This window comes from Pseudoalteromonas undina, from assembly GCF_000238275.3.
GTDB classification, from domain to species: Bacteria; Pseudomonadota; Gammaproteobacteria; order Enterobacterales; family Alteromonadaceae; genus Pseudoalteromonas; species Pseudoalteromonas undina.
Window position 1 is genome coordinate 60,602 of sequence record NZ_AHCF03000003.1, and the last position, 22,366, is coordinate 82,967.

At 39.9% G+C, this 22,366-nt stretch carries 16 protein-coding genes and 1 tRNA gene; 12 read left to right on the forward strand and 5 right to left on the reverse strand.

Annotated elements, in window-relative coordinates; translation table 11 throughout:
* Positions 1-51 precede the first annotated feature (51 nt).
* The gene (locus tag PUND_RS03890) at positions 52-2,583 is read right to left on the reverse strand and encodes an EAL domain-containing protein (RefSeq protein WP_010391741.1); all 2,532 of its coding nucleotides are present in this window, start codon (positions 2,581-2,583) and stop codon (positions 52-54) included.
* A gap of 504 nt (positions 2,584-3,087) precedes the next feature.
* Here PUND_RS03890 and queA point away from each other — a divergent pair.
* The 6 genes from queA to PUND_RS03920 all read left to right on the forward strand — a co-directional run bounded on the left by queA (position 3,088) and on the right by PUND_RS03920 (position 10,504).
* The gene (gene queA, locus PUND_RS03895; RefSeq protein WP_010391744.1) at positions 3,088-4,119 is read left to right on the forward strand and encodes a tRNA preQ1(34) S-adenosylmethionine ribosyltransferase-isomerase QueA; all 1,032 of its coding nucleotides are present in this window, start codon (positions 3,088-3,090) and stop codon (positions 4,117-4,119) included.
* Positions 4,120-4,258: 139 nt separating this feature from the next.
* Positions 4,259-5,386 (forward strand): tRNA guanosine(34) transglycosylase Tgt, encoded by a 1,128-nt coding sequence (gene tgt / locus PUND_RS03900; protein ID WP_010391745.1) that lies wholly within the window; start codon positions 4,259-4,261, stop codon positions 5,384-5,386.
* A gap of 26 nt (positions 5,387-5,412) precedes the next feature.
* Positions 5,413-5,748, forward strand: coding sequence for a preprotein translocase subunit YajC (gene yajC, locus PUND_RS03905; RefSeq protein ID WP_010391747.1), 336 nt, complete (start codon positions 5,413-5,415; stop codon positions 5,746-5,748).
* Positions 5,749-5,767: 19 nt separating this feature from the next.
* On the forward strand, positions 5,768-7,627 hold the full coding sequence (gene secD, locus PUND_RS03910) for a protein translocase subunit SecD (protein WP_010391748.1): 1,860 nt from the start codon (positions 5,768-5,770) through the stop codon (positions 7,625-7,627).
* A gap of 9 nt (positions 7,628-7,636) precedes the next feature.
* The gene (secF, locus tag PUND_RS03915; RefSeq protein WP_008466355.1) at positions 7,637-8,584 is read left to right on the forward strand and encodes a protein translocase subunit SecF; all 948 of its coding nucleotides are present in this window, start codon (positions 7,637-7,639) and stop codon (positions 8,582-8,584) included.
* Between the two features lie 132 nt (positions 8,585-8,716).
* A complete protein-coding gene (locus tag PUND_RS03920) occupies positions 8,717-10,504 on the forward strand; it encodes a GGDEF domain-containing protein (protein ID WP_041708856.1) in 1,788 nt (595 codons plus the stop codon).
* Between the two features lie 50 nt (positions 10,505-10,554).
* Here the strand turns inward: PUND_RS03920 and suhB are convergent, their stop codons facing one another.
* The gene (gene suhB, locus PUND_RS03925) at positions 10,555-11,358 is read right to left on the reverse strand and encodes an inositol-1-monophosphatase (RefSeq protein WP_010391751.1); all 804 of its coding nucleotides are present in this window, start codon (positions 11,356-11,358) and stop codon (positions 10,555-10,557) included.
* 236 nt (positions 11,359-11,594) lie between these two features.
* Between suhB and PUND_RS03930 the strand changes: the two genes are divergently transcribed.
* Positions 11,595-12,011, forward strand: a complete 417-nt coding sequence (locus PUND_RS03930; RefSeq protein WP_010391753.1) for a VOC family protein — start codon at positions 11,595-11,597, stop codon at positions 12,009-12,011.
* 46 nt (positions 12,012-12,057) lie between these two features.
* Here the strand turns inward: PUND_RS03930 and PUND_RS03935 are convergent, their stop codons facing one another.
* On the reverse strand, positions 12,058-12,723 hold the full coding sequence (locus tag PUND_RS03935; protein WP_010391755.1) for a DUF1707 SHOCT-like domain-containing protein: 666 nt from the start codon (positions 12,721-12,723) through the stop codon (positions 12,058-12,060).
* 314 nt (positions 12,724-13,037) lie between these two features.
* On the opposite strand from PUND_RS03935, the gene PUND_RS03940 reads away from it, so the two are divergent.
* The 4 genes from PUND_RS03940 (at position 13,038) to PUND_RS03955 (ending at position 16,322) form a co-directional block, all read left to right on the forward strand.
* On the forward strand, positions 13,038-13,607 hold the full coding sequence (locus PUND_RS03940; protein ID WP_010391756.1) for a BON domain-containing protein: 570 nt from the start codon (positions 13,038-13,040) through the stop codon (positions 13,605-13,607).
* A gap of 65 nt (positions 13,608-13,672) precedes the next feature.
* Positions 13,673-13,831, forward strand: a complete 159-nt coding sequence (locus tag PUND_RS03945; RefSeq protein WP_008466367.1) for a YqaE/Pmp3 family membrane protein — start codon at positions 13,673-13,675, stop codon at positions 13,829-13,831.
* Positions 13,832-14,108: 277 nt separating this feature from the next.
* Positions 14,109-14,185, forward strand: a tRNA-Ile gene (locus PUND_RS03950).
* Between the two features lie 259 nt (positions 14,186-14,444).
* A complete protein-coding gene (locus PUND_RS03955; protein ID WP_010391757.1) occupies positions 14,445-16,322 on the forward strand; it encodes a methyl-accepting chemotaxis protein in 1,878 nt (625 codons plus the stop codon).
* Positions 16,323-16,406: 84 nt separating this feature from the next.
* On the opposite strand, the gene PUND_RS03960 is transcribed toward PUND_RS03955, so the two are convergent.
* Together PUND_RS03960 and PUND_RS03965 are read right to left on the reverse strand one after the other, a co-directional pair.
* The gene (locus tag PUND_RS03960) at positions 16,407-16,736 is read right to left on the reverse strand and encodes a 5-carboxymethyl-2-hydroxymuconate Delta-isomerase (RefSeq protein ID WP_010391758.1); all 330 of its coding nucleotides are present in this window, start codon (positions 16,734-16,736) and stop codon (positions 16,407-16,409) included.
* A gap of 115 nt (positions 16,737-16,851) precedes the next feature.
* Complete coding sequence (locus PUND_RS03965; protein WP_010391759.1) at positions 16,852-18,969, reverse strand: winged helix-turn-helix domain-containing protein; 2,118 nt, start codon at positions 18,967-18,969, stop codon at positions 16,852-16,854.
* Positions 18,970-19,291: 322 nt separating this feature from the next.
* On the opposite strand from PUND_RS03965, the gene PUND_RS03970 reads away from it, so the two are divergent.
* Complete coding sequence (locus PUND_RS03970; protein WP_010391761.1) at positions 19,292-22,312, forward strand: TonB-dependent receptor domain-containing protein; 3,021 nt, start codon at positions 19,292-19,294, stop codon at positions 22,310-22,312.
* The last annotated feature ends 54 nt before the right edge of the window (positions 22,313-22,366 follow it).

A 22,366-nucleotide genomic window follows, 5' to 3' on the forward strand; every position in this document is an offset into this window, starting at 1 on the left:
TAGATGGGCAAATTTGGAAGTAATAAATTGCTTAAATTTGTTTATTAATGTTTATAGTGACGTGAGGGTGTCTTGATAAAAAATAGGGTTGTTTTTAATTTTTTCTAACTCAATCAGTACCTTGTCAATTGGTACAGGGCGAGCAATAAAGTAGCCTTGCCCATAGTCGATACCAATTTCTTTAAGTGCAAAAAATACTTCTGCAGTTTCTACATATTCGGCAACAGAGCGCTTATCTAGTGAGCGACTGATGTCATTTATGGCTTTCACTAGCGCTAAGTCAATGGAGTCATTGAGCATATCGCGAACAAATGAGCCGTCAATTTTTACGTGTTGGGCTGGTAATTGTTTAAGGTAATTAAAGGTACTGAAGCCGGTGCCAAAGTCATCAATTGAAAAGTGGCAACCTAAATTATTTAGTCGTTCAATCATTTTTCGTGTCGCCGCTAAATTATTAATACTGGCCGATTCGGTTATTTCAAAAATAATTTTCGCAGGAGACACTTGATACTTCTCAAGGGTCGACTCTATTAATGGCAGCAAACGCTCATCTAAAAATGACTGTGCCGATAAGTTTATTGCAATTTGAAGAAGCTCTGGATGTGCAGCAACACTCGCAATGCTGTTACGAATAACACATTGGTCCATTAAAAAGGTATCGTTGAGCATTTCCAATGAGGGAATAAATTGATTAGGGTAAATAAGTTCGTCGTCTAGCTTTAACCTTAGCAGTACTTCAAAGTAGGCAACCTGATTAGTTTTAAAATCCCAAATGGGTTGATAATGAAGCTCTATGCTGTCTTGTTGGAGTGCTTGACGTACCCCATGGCCCCACTCTAAACCCGTTTGCAGCGCATTGTTCTCACCATCTTGTTTTGAATAACAATGTACTAAGTTACGACCTAAATTTTTAGCAATATATAACGCAATATCTGACTGCTTTAAGCATTCATTTGGATCGCAGTTATCAGCGGTAATTTGGGTTAAACCAATCGAGCAACTAATTGAATAGATTTGCTCTTCAGATTTAAATTGGTTGCCTTCAATGGCACTACAAATTCCTTCTGCGATTAAATGTGCATCCAATAAATTGGTATTTTTAAGTATCACCGCAAACTCATCGCCACCGACACGGCAGATCAGATGCTCATTACTTATATTGGCAATAAATAGCTGCGCTACTTCTTTTAAAACAATGTCACCTTGTTGATGGCCTTTACTGTCATTTATTATTTTAAAGTGGTCAAGGTCAATATAAATAAGCGCATGTTCAATATTTGTATGGGTGTTTTCGCTCTGGCAAATATAGTTAAGCTGTTGGTCAAAATAATAACGGTTGTGTAGCCCTGTTAAGGTGTCATGCAGGGCTAAATGGCGTAATTGCAACTCTGCTTGTTTGCGCTCATGAATGTTATCGAGTGTGGCGGTGATAGTGGCGTTGTTGCTGCTATTTTTTATTAACTGAAGCCGACATTCAACCCATACTGAGTTACCGTTTTTTTGGCTCAGTTTAACTTCTATTTTTTGTTTGTTCGCGCCACCTTGTAAAATATCATTAATTGTTGATTGTAATGACTGTTTATATTCTGTGGTACAAAACGCAGTGAGTGGTTGTTGTAAGGTCGACTTAACTCCAAAGCCGCTCAGAGATTCCCACGCAGGGTTTATAAAGCGAATATTCCCTTGTTGGTCTAGTTCAAGTACAACCGTGTTCAAGTGCAATAAAATACGCTGATGCGCTGAAAATAGGTCGCGATATTTAACTTCACTAATACTTAGCTGCTGTACCTTATTAGCAAACTCAGCATAGCTCACCATAAAATCTTCTCGACGAGCAGCATGATCACAGACTTTATTTAAAAATGAGGGATCGTAAGGAGCACGAATAAAATCGGTAACGCCAGAAAGTAATAACTGCTCAGCGTAATCGGCATCGTTTTTATCAATAATAGTAACAATGGCTTGTTGAGGGTTATGCTGCAGAATCTTTTCAACTAATTGATTTGAACTCTCAGCTTGTGCTGCAGTGGCATCGAGTAGCACGATAGCAAACGGCTGCTGATTATAGGCACTTAGCGCGGCTTTTTCGTTAGTAACATGAGTAATTGCAAAGTTTAGCTTTAACTGTTCACTCATATCATTTGCCCTGCTGGCAAAGGGTTCTAATAACAATAGGTTTAAGCGACTACTTTTTTCTAAATGGCTCGACAACACGTTTGCTAGTATTTGCGGCAATATATCTTGGCGTTCAAAAGGCAGTACTGCATCTATACCATAGCTACGCGCGGTAGTTTCGGCGATCCGCTCACAATAAATGGGCGGAATTAGCAAAATAGGCGTGTTTTTCGGCGTTTTAAGTAAACCAGAGCGGATCATACGTGAAAACCGCCAACCATCAATTTTACCTACATCTAAGCCGGTTATGATTATATTTACGCTTTGATTCTTTAAGATTTTTAACGCATCTTGGCTGTCTGAGGCTTCAATAAACTCAAACACACTAAGCCTCTCCAGCGTGGCACGTATAGTCTGGCGCTCATCATTACTTGCATTTAATATTAGCAATTTAAGCTGTTTCGCCACTTAGGTACCACTCCGAGAAATGCAGATCATAAAACTGTAAGAGTAATGATATTTAGCCATAAGAACAAGCGTATTTAACCGCTATTTTAAATGTAGTTCATTAGTGGCCAATTAGGGAGAATATAAGGGATATTTTGAGCTTCATTAGTAATAGTAATTAGGGAGAATATAGGGGGTATCTTGAGCTTCGTTACTAATAGTTAAATACCCAAACCACCTCAAAATGCAGAATTCAGCGCTTCACAAGGGCTTAATATCAAGGCGATACTTTGCAGTAATGGTAGTCCCTTTCAAGAAGTAGCAACGATGAGAGTATGCCCCTGTGAAACGCCCACGGGTTGGTTTAAAAGCGATTTATACTGCGTTATTGATATTAATAATAGAACCACTATTATTTGCAATCAATGCCTTGCCTAAATCGCTTTTAATTCCAACTGAAACTCGCATTTTGAGGTGGTTTGGGTATACACTTGGCGCGATTTTAAATGATGTGGAATTCTAACAATGCGCGTAGCTGATTTTAGCTTTGACTTACCTGATGAATTAATTGCTCGTTTTCCTAAAGCAGACAGAACCAGTAGCCGTTTATTGAGCTTAGATGGGCCGAGCGGTGCTGTTGAGCATAAAATATTTAGTGACATTCTCGAACTGGTTAACGAAAACGACTTATTGGTTTTTAACAACACCAAAGTAATACCTGCGCGTATGTTTGGTCAAAAAGAATCTGGCGGTAAAGTTGAAGTGCTGGTAGAGCGTGTATTAGATGAACACCGGGTTCTTGCGCACATTCGTGCTAGTAAATCGCCAAAACCGGGCAATGTACTCATTTTAGAGGGCAAAGCAAAAGCCATTATGGTGGCACGCCACGATACGTTATTTGAGCTTGAGTTTGACCGCAGTGAAAATGTGCTCGACATTTTAAATGATGTTGGCCATATGCCGCTTCCTCCTTACATTGATCGCCCAGATAATGAAGCGGACCGAGAGCGATACCAAACAGTATATGGTGAAAAGCCAGGCGCCGTTGCAGCACCAACAGCAGGCCTTCATTTTGATGATAAACTCATGGCTGCACTTAAAAATAAAGGCGTACAAATGGCCTTTGTTACCTTGCATGTTGGCGCAGGTACATTCCAGCCGGTTAGGGTAGAAAGTGTTGATGAGCACATCATGCACTCTGAATATATTGAAGTGCCGCAAGCTGTGGTGGATGCGGTTGCAAGCACTAAAGCCAAAGGCGGGCGTGTGATTGCGGTAGGTACAACTTCAGTTCGCTCACTAGAGTCGGCTGCAAAAATACATGGCGGCAAGCTAGATACTTACTTTGGCGATACCGATATCTTTATTTTTCCGGGTTATCAATTTAACGTTGTTGATGCCATGGTCACCAACTTCCATTTACCTGAATCAACCCTAATTATGCTGGTCAGTGCCTTTGCAGGGCAAGACAATATTATGGGTGCTTACAATACTGCGATTGAACAACAGTATCGCTTTTTTAGCTATGGCGATGCGATGTTTTTGACCCGTAAATAATTTACAGCGTTATCGGTTTTTATTTTACTCCTAAGCACAGTGAATTTATCACTGCTAATAGTAATAGGGTGGCAAAAAGGGTAGAATCGAGCGGTTAAATTATAGCTTGTTGGACTGTTTTTCCGACACAGAGGATATTATGAAATTTGAATTAGACTGCACCGATGGCAAAGCACGCCGCGGTCGCTTGATTTTTGACCGAGGTGTAATAGAAACACCAGCGTTTATGCCTGTAGGCACTTATGGCACGGTTAAAGGCATGACACCTGATGAAGTTAAAGCAACGGGTGCACAAATCTGTTTAGGCAATACATTTCACTTAATGTTGCGTCCAGGTACTGAAATCATCAAACAGCATGGTGATTTACACGATTTTATGAACTGGGACTTTCCAATTCTTACTGACTCAGGCGGTTTCCAAGTATTTAGCCTTGGCGCAATGCGTAAAATCACTGAAGAAGGCGTAATGTTCCAATCGCCAGTTAATGGTGATCAAATTATGATGTCGCCAGAGAAATCAATGGAAGTGCAGCGTGATCTTGGCTCAGATATCGTGATGATATTTGACGAATGTACGCCATATCCTGCCACTGAAAAAGAAGCCAAAGACTCTATGGAGCTTTCTCTTCGTTGGGCTAAGCGCTCAAAAGAAGGGCATGGCGACAACCCATCAGCATTGTTTGGTATTATTCAAGGCGGTATGTATCCTGAGCTTCGTGCACAATCACAAGCGGGCCTTGAAGAGATTGGTTTTGATGGCTATGCGCTTGGTGGTTTATCGGTTGGTGAACCTAAAAATGAAATGATTAATATTCTTGATCATTGTGCTTATAAAATGCCAGAAAACAAACCACGTTATTTAATGGGTGTAGGCAAGCCAGAAGACTTAGTTGAGTCGGTTCGTCGTGGTATTGATATGTTTGACTGTGTAATGCCAACGCGTAATGCACGTAATGGTCACTTATTTATTACAACGGGTACCATTAAAATCCGTAACGCAGTGCATAAAACAGATACTGGTCCACTTGATCCAGAGTGTGATTGCCATACCTGTAAAAATTATTCGCGCGCCTACTTGCATCATTTAGACAAATGTAACGAAATTTTGGGTGCACGACTAAACACTATCCATAACTTACGATACTATCAACGTGTTATGGAAGGTTTGCGTAATGCTATTAGCGAAGGTCAACTAGAGACATTTGTCCACGATTTTTACGCTCGCCGAGGCCAAGAAGTGCCAGAGCTAGCTGATACAACAATTTAAAATTTAAAAATTAAAGAGGAAGTATTATGAGTTTATTTATTTCAAACGCGCATGCAAGCGCTGGTGCACCTGCAGCAGGCGGCGGTATGGAAATGCTAATTATGTTAGCGATTTTTGGTTTGGTTTTTTACTTTTTAATTTACCGCCCGCAAGCAAAGCGCGTAAAAGAGCATAAAAGCTTAATGAGCGCGATGGCAAAAGGCGATGAAGTGCTAACCCAAGGTGGTTTAGTGGGTAAAATCGTAAAAATTGCTGAAGATAAAGACTTCATCGTGATCTCATTAAATGAGCAAGCAGAAGTAACAGTACAAAAATCAGCAGTATCTGCTGTATTGCCTAAAGGCACAATGAAGTCGCTATAAAAATAATAAGGACGACCCCGTGTTAAACAAGTTTCCAATTTGGAAGTATTTACTTGTTTTAGCTGTGTTAGCCATTGGCCTTTTATATGCTTCACCAAACCTGTATGGCCGCGATCCGGCCATACAGGTTTCTGGCGCTAAAGGCACCGATGTTGACCTCAGTGTTGTAGACAAAGTAAACGCAATCCTCAAAAAAGATAACGTAAGCGCTAAATCGACAAAGCTTGAAGATGGGCAAATTCTTGTTCGTTTTAAAAATGTTGAAGACCAACTAAAAGCACAAGACTTACTGCGTAACTCGCTAAGTAACGATTATATTTCAGCGATTAATATGGCTCCTGCACAACCGGCTTGGTTAAAGTCGCTGGGCGGTAATCCTATGAAGTTAGGCCTAGATTTAAGTGGTGGTGTACATTTCACCATGGAAATCGATATGGTCACTGCGGTGGATAATCAGTTAGAGCAAATGGAGCAAGATTTCCGTAGCGACCTGCGTGAAGAAAAACTACGTTATCGTAGTGTGCGCCGTGTAGCTGGTTCTGAGCGCATGCGTGTAGAAATGCGTAACGAAGAAGATAAAGACGCTGCAGAGCGCTTTTTAGAAAGCCGTTACCCATTAAACGTTTACATTGATGATAGCAGTAACGATAACGCATTCTTTGCCACTATGAGTGAGCTAAAGCTAAAAGAAATTCGTGACTATGCTATCAAGCAAAACGAAACTATTATTCGTAACCGTATCAACCAAATTGGGGTTGCAGAGCCAAACGTACAGCGTCAAGGTGCTGAACGTATTATTGTGCAATTACCAGGGATTCAAGATACCGCTCGCGCTAAAGAAATTTTAGGTGCTACGGCAACGCTTGAGTTTCGTGAGGTTGACGAAAATGCTGACATAAGCGCCGCTGCTCAAGGTCGTATCCCACCGGGTACTGAAATGATCATGAGCCGTGATGGTTATCCTGTGGTACTAAAAAAACGCATTATTCTTGAAGGCAGCCATATTACTGGTGCGCAGTCAGGTGCAGATGAGTACCAGCGTCCACAAGTAAGCATTAAACTCGATAGTAAAGGTGGGGCAAAAATGAATGCCTTTACCAAGCGTGCTATCGGTAAACGTATGGCTACCGTGTTTATTGAATACAAGCCATCAGGTAAAAAAGACAGTGACGGTAAAGCACTTCCGCCAATTAAAGTGGAAGAAGTTATTAACGTAGCAACCATTCAAGCGCGTCTTGACCGTTCATTCCGCATTACCGGTATTGATAACCCAGCTGAAGCACATAACTTAAGTTTACTACTACGTGCGGGTGCACTAGTTGCGCCTATTCAAATTGTAGAAGAACGTACGGTTGGGCCAAGCCTAGGTCAAGAAAACATTGAAGCAGGTATGACCGCTGTAGCTCTTGGCTTTGCGTTTGTACTGGCCTTTATGCTTATTTACTACAAAGGTTTTGGCCTTGTTGCGAATATTGCACTGGCTGCCAACTTAGTACTTATTATTGGTGTTATGTCGTTAATTCCAGGTGCAACGCTTACTCTACCGGGTATAGCTGGTATTGTACTGACTGTTGGTATGGCAGTTGATGCGAACGTACTTATATTTGAACGTATTCGTGAAGAGTTAGCCGATGGCCGCAGCCCTCAACAAGCGGTTCATTTTGGTTACGATAGCGCCTTTAGTACTATTTTTGATGCCAATATCACCACATTAATTGCGGCGATTATCTTGTTTGCTGTTGGTACCGGTCCTGTTGCAGGTTTTGCGGTAACCCTAGCAATTGGTATTTTAACCTCTATGTTTACAGCAATTATAGGTACCCGTGCGGTGATCAACCTATTTATTGGTGGCAAACGTGTTGATAAACTTTCAATTTAAGGAGCAGACATGCAAATTTTAAGATTGGGCGGAAAAACCCTTCGTTTCATGTCTCTTCGAAAAGTGGCAATGGGCTTTTCTACGTTATTAATTATAGCGTCGCTGGCGTCACTTTTTGTTAAAGGCTTAAATTTCGGTTTAGATTTTACTGGCGGTACAGCGGTTGAGGTGGGTTTTTCGCAACCTGCCGATCTGAAAAAAGTACGTAATGTACTGGCTGAAAATGATTTTGCTGATGCATCGGTGCAGCTTTTTGGCTCAAGCCAAGAGATACTGGTTCGTTTAGCCCCTCGTGGTGATGATGTAAAAGCAGAGGTAATTGGTAACCAAGTGATTGCTGCACTTAAACAAGCCGATGATAGCGTAGTAATGCGCCGCATTGAGTTTGTAGGCCCAAGCGTAGGTGAAGACTTAAAAGAGCAGGGTGGCCTTGCCATGTTAACTGCACTTATTTGTATCTTAATTTATGTGGCGTTTCGCTTTGAATGGCGTTTTGCTGTGGGCGCAGTTGGCGCGCTTTTACACGATGTAATCATTACGATTGGTTTATTCTCGGTGCTTGGTTTAGAGTTTGACTTAACTATTTTGGCAGCAATACTTGCCGTGATAGGTTACTCACTAAACGATACCATTGTTGTATCAGACCGTATTCGTGAAAACTTCCGCAAAGTGCGTATTGACGACACGATTGAAATTATTGATATCTCGCTTACGCAAACACTTAACCGTACCTTAGTAACCTCAATCACTACTATTTTAGTACTGATTGCGTTATTTGTATGGGGCGGCCAAACCATTCATGGCTTTGCTACTGCACTACTATTTGGTGTGTTTATTGGTACTTACTCTTCAGTTTACGTTGCCAGCTCGGTGGCTATTGCCATGGGCGTAAGTAAAGAAGATTTAATACCAGAAGTGATTGAAAAAGAAGGCGCTGATTTAGATCCAATGCCTTAATTGAGATTAAACTATTCTTAAAACAAAACCGCTCCTAGTGAGCGGTTTTTTATTGCCTCCTATATAAGTCACATAATAGTCATACTCAGTTGGTATTTTATTGCTCTTATTAAATTTTTATTTGAGCTAGTAGTGACTGAGCAACGACAAGTCTTAGAATCAATTTTGCAACAAGGAGCAATAACAACCTTGTTCCAACCTATTTTCGATATAGCTAAGCAATCTATTATTGGGTATGAAGCGCTTAGCCGTGGCCCTAAAAATGGTCCGTTAGCCATGCCAAATAAGCTATTCGAAGCAGCTCATAAATACCAATTGATTTCAGAGCTTGAGCTTTTATGCCGTTCTCGCGCCATTGAAAATTTTGTAAAACTCAGTCTGCAAGGGAAGTTATTTTTAAATGTCAGCCCAAAAATTCTACTCGATCCGAGCCACCCTAAAGGCGAAACCTTACATTTAATTGAACAGTTTGGTCTTGCTGCCAATCGAGTGGTGATTGAAGTAACTGAACAAGAAAAAGTAGATGATGGCTTTTTACTGTTAAAAACCATCGCTCATTATCGAGAGCTAGGCTTTACGATTGCTATTGACGATCTCGGTGCAGGTTATTCAGGACTAAAGCAATGGTCGCAGTTATGCCCAGATATTGTAAAAATTGATCGTTACTTTATTGATCATTGCGATCAAAGCGAAGTTAAAAAAGAATTTCTAAAATCAATTATGGTGTTAGCACGGGCAACAAATACAGCGGTGATTGCAGAGGGAATCGAACGTTCCGAAGAGCTAGATTTAGTTAAAAGTATAGGCATAAGTCATGTTCAGGGGTTCTTGTTAGAAAGACCGAGTCAACAGCCAAGTTATGACTACAACTGTAAACAGTTACAATCGCTCACTTCGACCCAAGCCGCCTCAAAGTTTGAACAATCAATGGCAATAGGTGTGCTTGCTGTTGCTCAGCCTGCTATTAGCAGTCATACGCGTTGTAAAGAAGCTCATGCACTTTTTGAGCAAGACAAAAGCATAATCAGCTTACCGGTATTAAATAGCAGTCAGCAGCCAATAGGGCTGTTACACAAAGATCAGCTAACAGAAGTGTTTGCCGCGCCTTATGGGCATGCACTTTATGATAAATGTGAAGTCACTGAGTTAATGGATAAACAACCTTTGGTGGTTGATGAAAATCAAATGCTTGATATTGTCTCCCAGCAAATAACAGAGCAAGACTTTGATATTCGTCGCCATATTGTTATCACCTGCAACAATAAGTATTTAGGCTTGGCACCGCTCAGAGACATACTAAAGCACATTACAGCAGAAAAAATCCGCCACGCTCAACATGCTAACCCTTTGACCATGTTACCGGGTAATGTGGCAATTAGTGAGGTAATAGAGCAGCGTCTACAACATAAACAGCCATTTTCACTAGCTTATATCGATTTAAATCACTTTAAACAATTTAACGATTTGTATGGCTATGCCAGTGGTGACAGCGTAATAAAACTTCTGGCCGATGTTACTGTAAAAGCGTGTGCGCACAGCGCTAACTTTGTCGGGCATATTGGCGGCGATGACTTTATGGTGGTGTTTGAAAAAAAAGATGCGGTGGAGATTTGTAATACCATTATCACGCAATTTGAACTACAGTCACGCGTGTTTTTTACGCCAGAGCATATTGCTGGAAAAGGGTATTGGGCAACTAATCGAGAGGGCGAAAAGCAGTTTGTACCTTTACTTACATTATCGATAGGTTTAGTTGAGCCTGATCTGCAGCAGTGCAAAAATAGTCATCAAGTAGCGGCATTAGCGACAGATGCTAAAAAAGAAGCAAAACGTTATCGTCAAAGCTACTTATTTATATGTAATCGAAGAAGGCCTGCTCCCGCTATTGTACGTTTATCCAATAGTAAAAAAAGTGGCTAACCAAAAGCAAAAAAGGAGCCTAGGCTCCTTTTTTTAGTACGTAATTACGATTAACGTAATAACGACTCAGATAATACTGGGCGCATTTCGCGAACAATTGCCTGTGTTAGCTTAGGTGCACCACAGATTACGTTACCGCTCACGTTGTAGTTATTACCGCCAGCAAAATCAACAACCATGCCGCCAGCTTCTTTAACTAATAACTCACCTGCTGCTGTATCCCAAGGTTTTAAACCAATTTCAAAGAAACCATCAACACGACCCGCTGCAACATACGCCATATCTAGGGCTGCAGAGCCTGCACGACGAATATCAGCTGTGTGAACAAATAACGCTTTAAACGCTTCAGAGTATGCATCTAAGTGATGTTTTTGTTTGAAAGGAAAGCCTGTAGCAAGAACTGAACCAGCAAGTTCAACAGTTTTAGATACACGTAAACGTTTGCTGTTTAACTGTGCGCCTTGACCGCGAGAAGCAGTGAAAAGCTCGCCACGAATTGGATCGTAAATTACGGCTTGGTCTAAACGACCTTTAACTTTAAGTGCAATAGATACTGCGAAATGAGGGATACCCTTGATGAAGTTAGTTGTGCCATCAAGTGGGTCAACAATCCATTGGTAATCAGCATCCTTACCTTTGTGTTCGCCTAACTCTTCACCAACGATGCAGTGATCAGGGTAAGAACGTAAAATAGTGTCACGAATTACGGCTTCGGCTTCTTTATCAATGTTAGTAACTAAATCGTTGGTGCCTTTTTGTTGCACTTCAACTTTTGATAAATCTTCACTTGCACGAAGAATAAGTTTGCCTGCGTTACGCGCAGCGCGAACCGCAATGTTTAACATTGGATGCATGGTATTACCTTTGGGTTGTAAAAGAACGTTTATATATTTAAGCCGGCGTATTTTAGCGGTTTTTGCCATAAAGTAAACCATAAAGCCTAAATACTTGTGAGTGTTTTTTGTACAGGTATGATCTTTCGATATATTTATCGAAATAAAAACAAGCAATAAATTTGTAAATTAGCGCTTTACCTAAAGTGAGCTTGAGGTTTTATGATGTTCTATATTCAATTAACAGGAAGAAAATTATGAAATTAGAACACGTAAATTTAGTTGTCAGTGATATAGACGCCATGCTTAAGTTTTACCAAGCAGCGTTTCCCTATTGGTCAATTAGAAGTGAGGGAGAAGGAACCTGGTATGGTAAAGCAAGGCGCTGGGTACATTTTGGTGATAACGATCAATATATTGCTATAAGCGATCACGGTGAAGGGAAAAATCGTGACTTATCAGGGCATCAAATTGGCTTGGCACACTTTGCCTATGTAACCAATAACTTAAATGAAGTAATAGCGCGCTTAAAGCATGCGGGCTTTGCAATAAGTAAGCAAGGCGCTGTAAATCCATTTAGAAAGAACATTTATTATATTGATCCCGCAGGGTTTGAGGTTGAGTTTGTAGAGTATATGAGTGATGTACCTAGTGAGCGAAATAACGACTTATAATATGAATGAAGCCAACTATTTTGGCTTCATCAAATGTTTAGCATATTTAATAATGTTTACCATTCATACCAAGTTGAGTTTTTAGATCATTTGCAAAGCTAATAAATTTTTCTTTAATAGTGCGCTTAACTTTAACTTCCACAGAGCCTAAAACAGTTTTTCCTTCAATTTGAATCGTTGGCGCTTGGCGTTTATTGAGTGAAACTGTTTTATTTTCAAAACTGCCTAAAATACAAAACATTTTAGAAACTACATTAACGTGCTCAGGTACATATATTTCTTCGCTGCCAAAGTAACAATTAACGTGAATAGTGACATGTTGGTGGGTAAAAATAGCATCCGTAAAATCAAGATTGATTGACCCCATGTAGTTTTCTATATAAATGTTTTGAGGCACCACCCATTGGCCGCTTCGTTCACTTGAACCAAGAATGCTTCTTAATGTAAGTGGCTCTTCATCAGTCTCATGCTGCGCACTATAATTAGGTGCAAACTGCGAGTGCTTTTGTGCCTTATATTGCTGGTCAGTAATTAAGGTTAAATCTTCAACAAGGGCCATAAGCGCGCTATTGTCACTCGCTGCCATTGCATCGTCTAAGCGCCTCTCAAATGCTTCTACAGAAATGACACCATGGCTGTAATTATAAATGAGTTGATCAATTACTTGCTCACGAACTTGCTCGATAGGGCGGTCTTCAATTTTAACAGACATTTAAATTATCCTTTTAAGGTTGCTGGCTAGTTCAAAGCAAGCCTTATACCAAATAATAATTCATTTAAAATCATTGGCTTATGTTTTTTTGTTTTTTCATCCTTTATTATATTAACGACAGATTAACCAAATATACAATTATTTAGTAAGTTTCGCTATTCGAGAAAGTTTTACGCAATGGTCTGTAAATGTTTACTTCGTAGGTTTAAGTCAGTATCGGTAGTTTTAATTTAAACCATTGAAATTTAAGTGTAAAAATAGTTGGCCCGATGTTCGCATTAGTTCAAGTGTCTTTAATCAAAAGGAGAACGATTATGAAAACATTTAATAAGTCTATGATTGCAGCCCTAGTATTAGGAACAACCGCAATGGGCGCTCAAGCAAGCAGCTGGGAAAACGAAAGTAAAGATGCTTGGATTGATGGAAAGGCAGAAACAGTACTGCTGATGAACACCAATCTAAACAACTTTGATATCAACACGGACGTAAAAAACGGCAAGGTAATGCTAACAGGTAAAGTAAACAGCGATGTAGATAAAGAACTTGCTGAAGAACTCGTGCTAAGCCTAGATGGTGTAACTGATGTTGAAAACAGTCTAACTGTGGTAAAAAACACCGACATGAAGAAGCATGATTCTAAAATGATGGGTAACGGTACCGAAAGTGATTTAACCGATGCCAAAATCACAACAGTCATCACAACGCGTTACTTATTTGATTCTGAAGTAGGTGGTACAGACATTGATGTTGATACCGATAATGGTGTAGTAACTCTTAAAGGTTCAGTTGAGTCTGATGCTGAAAAGCAATTAGCGATGGAAATTGCTAAGAACGCTGAAGATGTTCGCAAAGTAGTTGATGAATTAACTGTTATTGCAGAATAATACACTATACTAAAAGCCCAGCCTTGCTGGGCTTTTTGCTTTGCTAACGTTAGAAGGGTTAAATTATGGATATTATCAGGATTATTTTTTCTATTTTATTACCACCACTGGGTGTATTTTTACAGGTGGGGCTAGGGATGCACTTTTGGTTAAATATTCTGCTAACCTTGCTCGGCTATTTCCCAGGATTAATTCATGCGATTTATATTATCGCCAAAAAATAACACCATATCGCAGTAATACATTTAATACTGAGTTGCTAATTGCCATCGTAAGGTATGTGTATTAGTTACTCAGACTACTATTATTTAATGAGTTCGTTTCTTCGAAGTCATCATCAATAAATCTAAAAGCTTACTATTTGAGCAGTTGGCCCTTTGATTGTTAAAATAAAGCTTTTTGCTAGTGACAAGCCCCTAAAAACTTTTTATACTGCAACCCGCTTTAGTCGCTCTGTGGCTAAACGCTTCAAAAATTAACTGCTTACAGTTATACAAAGATGGCCCCTTAGCTCAGTTGGTTAGAGCACACGACTCATAATCGTTAGGTCCCCAGTTCGAGTCTGGGAGGGGCCACCACTTTTCAAAGCTTTCCAAGTAAATAAAAACTCATTTTCCTAGTTTATAAAATTCGCTTTTGTTATTTCTATCGTATTTTCACCAGTACACTGATTTTTTTATTAATTCTATTGAATACATTGCAATAAACACAGTTGAATCTACTATTAAAGTGTTATGGGGTTTTATTATAAAAATCTTTACTTTATGCCCTTTAATGTCGCTACTGTTAATTGTCTGCGGTATATAAAATACTGCTTAGTTACCCCTTAGGTGCTCTATGTTATTAAAACGAAAAGTATACCTCAGCCTTATTCTGGCTGTTGTTGCTCCTTTAGCAATATCTACTCTAATCTTTTCCAATAGTATTCGCTCAAATACAGAAGAAAAACTAGCAAAAGTAGATTTACCGACTGCGCTTAGTGAAGTTAAAAGCCAAATAGAGCTGGAACTTTCTACACCTATTGTTGTAGGCAAAGAAATAGCGCAAAACTTATTTGTGCAGCAATGGATGAATAATAATGAAGATGCGCAAAGTCGAGGTAAATTTATTGATTACCTCAAACATATAAAAAATAAAAACCAAGCCAGTAACGCATATATTATTTCTAAAAACTCCCGTAACTATTACACCGATGAGGGTATTTCCAGGCAAATAGATAGTAGTGATACTTGGTTTGATGCTTTTTTAGCATCGGATAGACCATTTGAAGTAGCGCTCGACATAGATAAAGGCAGCTCTGAGGTGATGGTATTTATTAATTATGCCATTGAGCTTGATGGGCAACGACAAGGAATTGCCGGAATTGGCCGTTCGCTCGATTCTATGGTGGATCTCATAAGTGAATATAGGATAGGTGAGGGCGGCATTGTTTATTTGGTCTCTGGTAGTGGCGAGATTATGCTGCATGGTAATAAAACTAAAATAGGGCAATCTGTTGACTTGACGCCGATTAAAAATGGGGCAATTCAAAGTAAAGTAATTGATGGTGATGACTATGTTGTATCAAGTACGCCTGTAAACTCATTAGGTTGGCATCTAGTTGCTGAAATTCCCCAAGAGCAATTATATGGCCCAATTAATAGTGCTATTAATACTAATATCATTTTTGGTGTAATTATTGCTCTTGTCGGTTTAGCGTCAGCACGCGTGTTGGTAGGGCAAATATTTAGGCCAATCGAAAACATTACTTCAGCAGTGAATGCGTTAACAGAAAAAGATGGCGATTTAACAGCGCGACTTCCTACTGACGATAATAATGAAATTTCAGATTTGGCGATTAAGTTTAATCTGTTTTTAGAGCAGTTACATTATATGTTTAAACAGGTCTCTGAGTCGGCAATTCATGTTAAAGGTATTTCCCAAGATGTACTTGAGCAAGTACAAGGAGCAGCTAATTTAGCTGAGGTACAGTCATCGAGTACACAAACGGTGGCGGCAGCGGTTAATGAGATGGAAGTTACGGTTCAGGATATTTCTGGCAGTGCCAGCAATGCGGCAGATATTGCGACTAAAACCGAAGAAACGACGCATAAAGGCGTTGGTTTTGTGCAAAGCACAATTAAACAAATGGAACAGTTAGAAGCATCGATGGCCAATTCTGTGGCTTCGGTGTTAGAGCTCTCGACAGAGATTAAATCAATTTCTCATGTATTGGATGTCATTAAAGGGATTTCTGAGCAAACTAACTTATTGGCGTTAAATGCGGCAATTGAAGCGGCGAGAGCTGGAGAGCAAGGGCGTGGCTTTGCAGTAGTTGCTGATGAAGTGAGAACGCTTGCACAGCGTACTGCGGAGTCTACAGAGCAAATTAATGAGATGATTGCTTCGTTAAATGCTAAAGCTTCAAGCACGGTAACTGCGATTGAATTGGGCAGCAAAAACACTTTAGAAAATGCCGAACGATTAAAAGAAACAGGCCATACATTAAATGGTATTTCACAGGAAATTGTACTGTTAAGCGAGTTAAATAACTCAGTGGCTACAGCAACGCGAGAGCAAACTTTAGCAACCTCAGAAATTAGCCAAAATATTGTAATGATCTCCGACTCGGCAGAGCAAACCAAAGAAAATATGAAAAAGTCAGAGCAGCTTTGTAATGGTTTAAATAAAGAGTCGAATATTTTAAGGGATTTACTAGGTAAGTTTACGCTTTAAGCGCGGTTTTATAAAAATTAGCAGAGCGGGGATACCATCATAGTTATAGAGCACTTGCCTATAACTATGATGTTTTAATAGCCGTTAATTTTTACGATAAATCTCGTGATTCATTTCGTAAATATTAACGCTTAAGCTATCAGAGGCTCTGCAATATGTTTGTAGGCACGCTAGTAACTGCTCACTTAGCTTTTGCTTTTGCTCAATAGAGCGCCCAGCCATAATATGTACAGCAATATGAATAAACCCTTCTTTACCCACACCTAATTGGTAATGTTGATACGCAATAGCACGAGTTTTTATTGTTTCTAAATCAAATAAGCCACTTTCAAATGTTGTTGTGTGGATTTTTTCCACTAGAACCTGAGGTAATAAAGGCAGATCTTCTGAGTGTTCAATAATAACGTGTGGCATTTAGCGTATCCTCTTTAGATTGGTTTGTTTAATTATACCAAACGGGTTTGTACACGCTAACCCTATAGAGCTTAATTTTTAAAAATTTGGCTTAGCATAGTTCAGGCTGTTGCTTTTAGGGCAAATATTGATGGTTGATACGTTTTATGTCAATTTGTGGTGACTTATACGAAGAGTATACCAGCCAGTTGGTATTTGAAATATAGGTTAAGCCAGAGGTACGACTAAATGCGCGTTCGGGAAGGCGTATAACGTCATGATGGCTTTTGGTTGAGAAGTCGTAATAACTCAAACGGTAATCACCTTGTTTTACATTAAAATAGTAAATACGCGATGTCGCTAAGGTGTCGCCTTCAAAAAAGTACCACGAATTATGATTAGATAAATTAATTTCGCTAACCAGTGGTTGCTCAGTTTGGCTATCAGGATCTTTGATCCATAATTGATTAGTTGCTTGGTTGGCAAAAACTAAAGCGCCTTGCTTGTTTTCATAAGCATATAATGTTGGTGAATCTATGGCTTGTTCGAGTTTATTACCATTTAAATCGAAGCGATACACGTGCTGATCATCAGAGACTAATACGCTTTTACTGTCTGCAGCCCAGCTCGGTTTACCATGATCGCTAAAGCCCGTAGGTAATAATTCACTGGTTTGTTTATTAAAGTCATACAGGTATAACGCATGACCACTAGGGTGCGAGGCAACAAAAGCAATATAATCACCATCAGGCGACCATACTGGGTGGTAAATATTGGCATTGAGATTAGTGAGCTGCTTTCGAGATGTACCGTCTTTTTTTGCGGTCCACAACTCCATTGAGCCCGACTCATTAGAGACAAACGCGAGTTTGTTTCTGGTTTTATTGTAATTAGGAAAGCGGGTACTAAAATGGCTCGATAATACAGGGAAAGGAGAGCTTACAACCGCATTATTAACCTCTAAACGCATTAAAGCCGAGTCTATATTCCACTGATGAAAATACAAACTGCCATCACTGGCAAATTCTGGGTAGCTTAAGCCATCTATGCGGGCATTGATCATTTGTTGTGTTTTAAGGTTGTAAAAGTACCCTTGGCGTTTACCTTTTTTTACACCAGAAAAAACGAGTTGCGCCTTAGAGGGGTGCCAATCAACGCCTCTCATATCAATAAACCCAGTAGTTAACTGCTTTGCATTGCCTGTTTTTATATCGATTAAAAATAATTCTTCAAACCCCGTTGGTAAGTTACGAGATACTACAAGTTGAGTTGCATCTGGGGAGAACACAACCGACTCATCGCTATATTGGCATGCTGAAATACAAGGTATTTGAGTAATTGTGTATGGCGATGAGGTTAAATCAACAAGGTTAAGTTGAGTCAGATTATTTTCATCATCTTCACTAATATAAACCAGTTTAGTGCCTAGGGCATTTATGTCTATATCGGTACTCGCTTTGTTACCACACTTCCCTAAAATAGTGGTATTTCCCGAGGCAATATTTTGCTGAATAACCTCACAGCCTTGACCAGATATACGGCGATAATAATAAATAAAGGTTAAGTCAGAGCTAAATACCGCTCGCCCTTCAATGAATGGGGTGTCGGTAAGTGCTATTGCAGCTTGTTCGGGTAAATGTAAATCACGTAAGTATAAATTTGCTTTATGACCAGGGCGGCGCCAAGAATATGCTAAAAAGTGACTGTCGCTGGATATAGCAGGGAATAGCTCTCGTCCAGGGCTGGTAGTAATGGTTTCAACATGATCGTATAAGCGCTCTGCTTGTTGCGATAGCGCAAGAGGCTTATTTTCATCGCTAAAAGCGTTGTAACCCCAGACTCCAGCGAATAACAAGACCACGATAGCCATGACTACAGCGAAAATATATTTAGGGCGAGTAGAGGATGTATTAATACTGTTCTGCGCGTTTGGCATTATTGGTTTTTGCACTAAGCGATAACCTGTTTTACGCAGTGTTTCTATGTAGGTGTTGTCGGGGTCAAGCTCTTTAAAGCTTTTACGAAGGTGCCATATGGCATTAGTGAGCGCTTTCTCACCCACATATTGATTACCATCCCATACGTTTTCGATTAGTTGTTCGCGACTCACCGCATTTGGATAACACGCTACTAAGTAGGTCAGCAGCTCTATAAATTTAGGTTGTAAAATACAGGCTTTATCAGCACAAAACAGCTTATTTTCAAACGCCGATATTTGGCAATTTCCAATTGAAAAAGGCTGTTGAGTATTCATAGTATGTGTATTTAAACCTCTTCCTAGTATGAGTTATTAGCGATGTTTGTACGTGTTGTTTAATGCAAAGTAACACGATAATTAGTTAATATTCAATTTTACAACATTCTAACACAATAAATATAAGTCCATGATTATAAATAAATAGATATTAAATAGATGTAAAATAGGGATATAAACGAGACACCTCTCATTGTGCTTTTATTCACGATTACTTACAACCTGTTATTAGTAAAACAAACCAATTAGTACAAAACAGATTTAATAACTAAAAAGTTAATAAAAAAGCTACTAATGGGATAATAAAAAATGAGGGAAGTCTGTGAGTAAAATATCAACCAAAAAATGCGCTTTAGCTTTGGCTATAACAGCGAGTCTATCTGGGCATGTAATAGCAAATGACGAGGCAATTGATCGTCAATCAACTGCTAAGGCAAGCGAAGAAGTGGTACAAGAAGTACCAGAGAAAATAACAGTAACAGGCTCGCGTTTAAAGCGTGATAGTTTTTCGGTCACAACTCCGCTGGTTACCATGGACAGAGCATCAATTCAGGATACAGGCTTAGGCAATCTTTCAGATGTATTAATCGATAATATGCCTGCACTGAGCCAAAGTATTGGCAACACAACCAGCCAATCAAGCATTTCGGGTACTGGTTTATCAACAGTCCAGCTTCGTGACTTAGGCGCTAATAGAACGTTGACATTGATTGATGGCCGCCGTGTTGTCTCTAATAGTTACGGTGGTAATTATGTTAGTTTAAATACCATTCCAAGTGGCATGGTAGAGCGCGTTGAAATTATCAGTGGTGGTGCGTCGGCCACTTATGGTGCCGATGCGGTAGCCGGTGTTGTTAATATTATTACTCAGTCAAAAAAAGAAGGTTTTGAATTTCAAGCCCGAGGCGGTGAAACAACCGATGGTGGCGGTCGCGAATTTACGCTTGATTTAAACTACGGAACGTCATTTGCTGATGATCGCGGTTATGTATTTGTCAGCTCAAACTGGGATCGTGATTTTGGTATGACCTTTTACGATCGCGACCGAGCGCAAATAGAAGCGGCGCATAGTTACGATGATGAGCTGATGTGTAATCAAATGTACACTGCTGATGGCTATCAGTGTATGAGTGGTATTACACAAGCTGATTGGGCAAGCAAAAGCGATGGTACCTTAGGTGGTGTATTTTTAGAGAATAATAATAACGACACTCAGTTTTGGTACGACGGTCAAACGCTACGTGATGATTGGAAAGGCAATGAAGAAATTTATGGTATTAATTCACAGCAGTACGTTATGCTTGATGTGCCGAGTGATAACTTTTCGACTGCAATAAAAGTCGATTATGATGTAACAGACGACATCATGAGTTATTTCCAAATTCATTACAGTAAGAGTGGCTCGTTTAACGATAAGTCACCAGAAGATGAATACGAAGGGGCTTACGTACCTCGCTACGACCCAGTGACAGGGGATCCTATCGATGATATTGCGCCAGGTTATATTCCTATTGATAACCCATATGTGCCACAAGAAATTATTGACAGTAACCCATACAAAGACCGTATTTATTGGGATCGTCGTTTTGGTGAAGTAGGTAATATCAGCACCGATAACAACCGTACGACTATTCGTACCTGGGCTGGCCTGCAAGGTATGATGTTTGATGATACATGGGATTGGGATATTTCTGCCGGATATGGTCAATTTAAACAGCATCAAATCCGCAGTAACGAGCTAAACACGGTACGTGTCAACCAAGCTCTGCAAGCTGAAGAATTAGCCGATGGCACTATTCAATGTAAAGACGCCGAAGCGCGAGCGCAAGGATGTGTCCCGCTTAATTTATTTGGTGAAGGGTCTATTACCCCTGACATGGCAGACTGGATCCGTACAAATCCAATTATTGATACTGAGATTCAACAGTACACGGTAATGGGTTATATCACCGGTGACTTATATGAATTGCCAGCAGGTAATGTGTCTGCAGTATTTGGAGCAGAGTATCGTAAAGACTCGCAAAGCTTAGATACCAGTGATGATATGAAAGCGGGCGGTATTACGTTTAACGTTGTGCCTTCTTTTTATGGTGAAGTAGAAGTGTATGAGGCGTTTGCTGAGCTTGCAGTGCCAATACTAAAAGATGCGCCATTTGCTAAAAGTTTGTCGGCAGAAACGTCGCTACGATTAGCAAATTACAGTATTGATAATATCAGCACCGTAGCCAGTTATAAGTTAGGATTATTGTGGCAGCCAATTGATGGATACATGCTACGTGCTAACTATGCGCGTGCACAGCGTGCCCCAACTATTACAGAGCTATTATCGCCCCCTCGCGGCGATTTTGATTCATTTGATGATATTTGTGATGGCTTAACTGCAACATCAACAAACCCAGGGCACGATAACTGTCGCTTAGAGCCAACCTTGGCACAAAAGCTGGCTGATGATCCTAACTTTGAATTTGAAAGTGAAGACAATAACTATTCACCAAATACGGGTAATCCAAACTTAAAAGAAGAAACAGCCGATACCTATACCTTTGGTATTACTGTTTCACCTGAGTTTTTAGATGGCTTTAACTTAGCGGTTGATTACTACGACATTGCCATTGTTGATGCAATTGATGAAATAAGTAACGAAAACATCATGCGTGAATGTTATGACTCAGAGGCTGCGTGGGGTAGTGATAACGAATATTGTAACGATATTACCCGTAACGACGAAGGTAACATTGTAAAAATACTTCAGCGTGAATATAACTTAGATGAGTTAACAGCGCGCGGTTACGATGTAGTTGCAACTTACAAATATGACATAGGCAGCTATGGCAATTTGTCATTTAAGCTTGATTACAATCACATTATTGAAAACTCACAAACCTATGAAGGGTTAGATGGTAACAGTGTTACTTCACAGTATGCAGGTTATGGCCGTTCAAAAGATAAAGCGGCTATGTCGATTGTATGGAAAATGGATGACTTACGTATCCGCTGGCGTACGAATTACGTAGGCGCATTTAAAGCAAGCCAAGAAGATGAGAAAGACTACCTTGAGTATGTTGCTGCAAATGATGAGCGCTGTGCTGCGGGCGATGCAGGTTGTATTGCTAACCCTGAGCCACTGGCATACCAAAACTACGGTTCATTTTTAAAGCATAGTTTATCAGCGTCTTACACTATGGCACTGACTGATAAGAGTGACTTGCGTGTATTTGGCGGGATTAATAATGTATTTGACGACAAAGGGGCATTTTACCCAAGTGGTCGAGGGAACTTCTATAGCCGTTACGGCGGCGGTGCAGGTCGTTATGTTTATCTAGGTGCACAATATAGCTTTTAATAATTTTTAGCTGTATTTGTTTGCAAAGGCACTCCTTCGGGCGTGCCTTTTTTA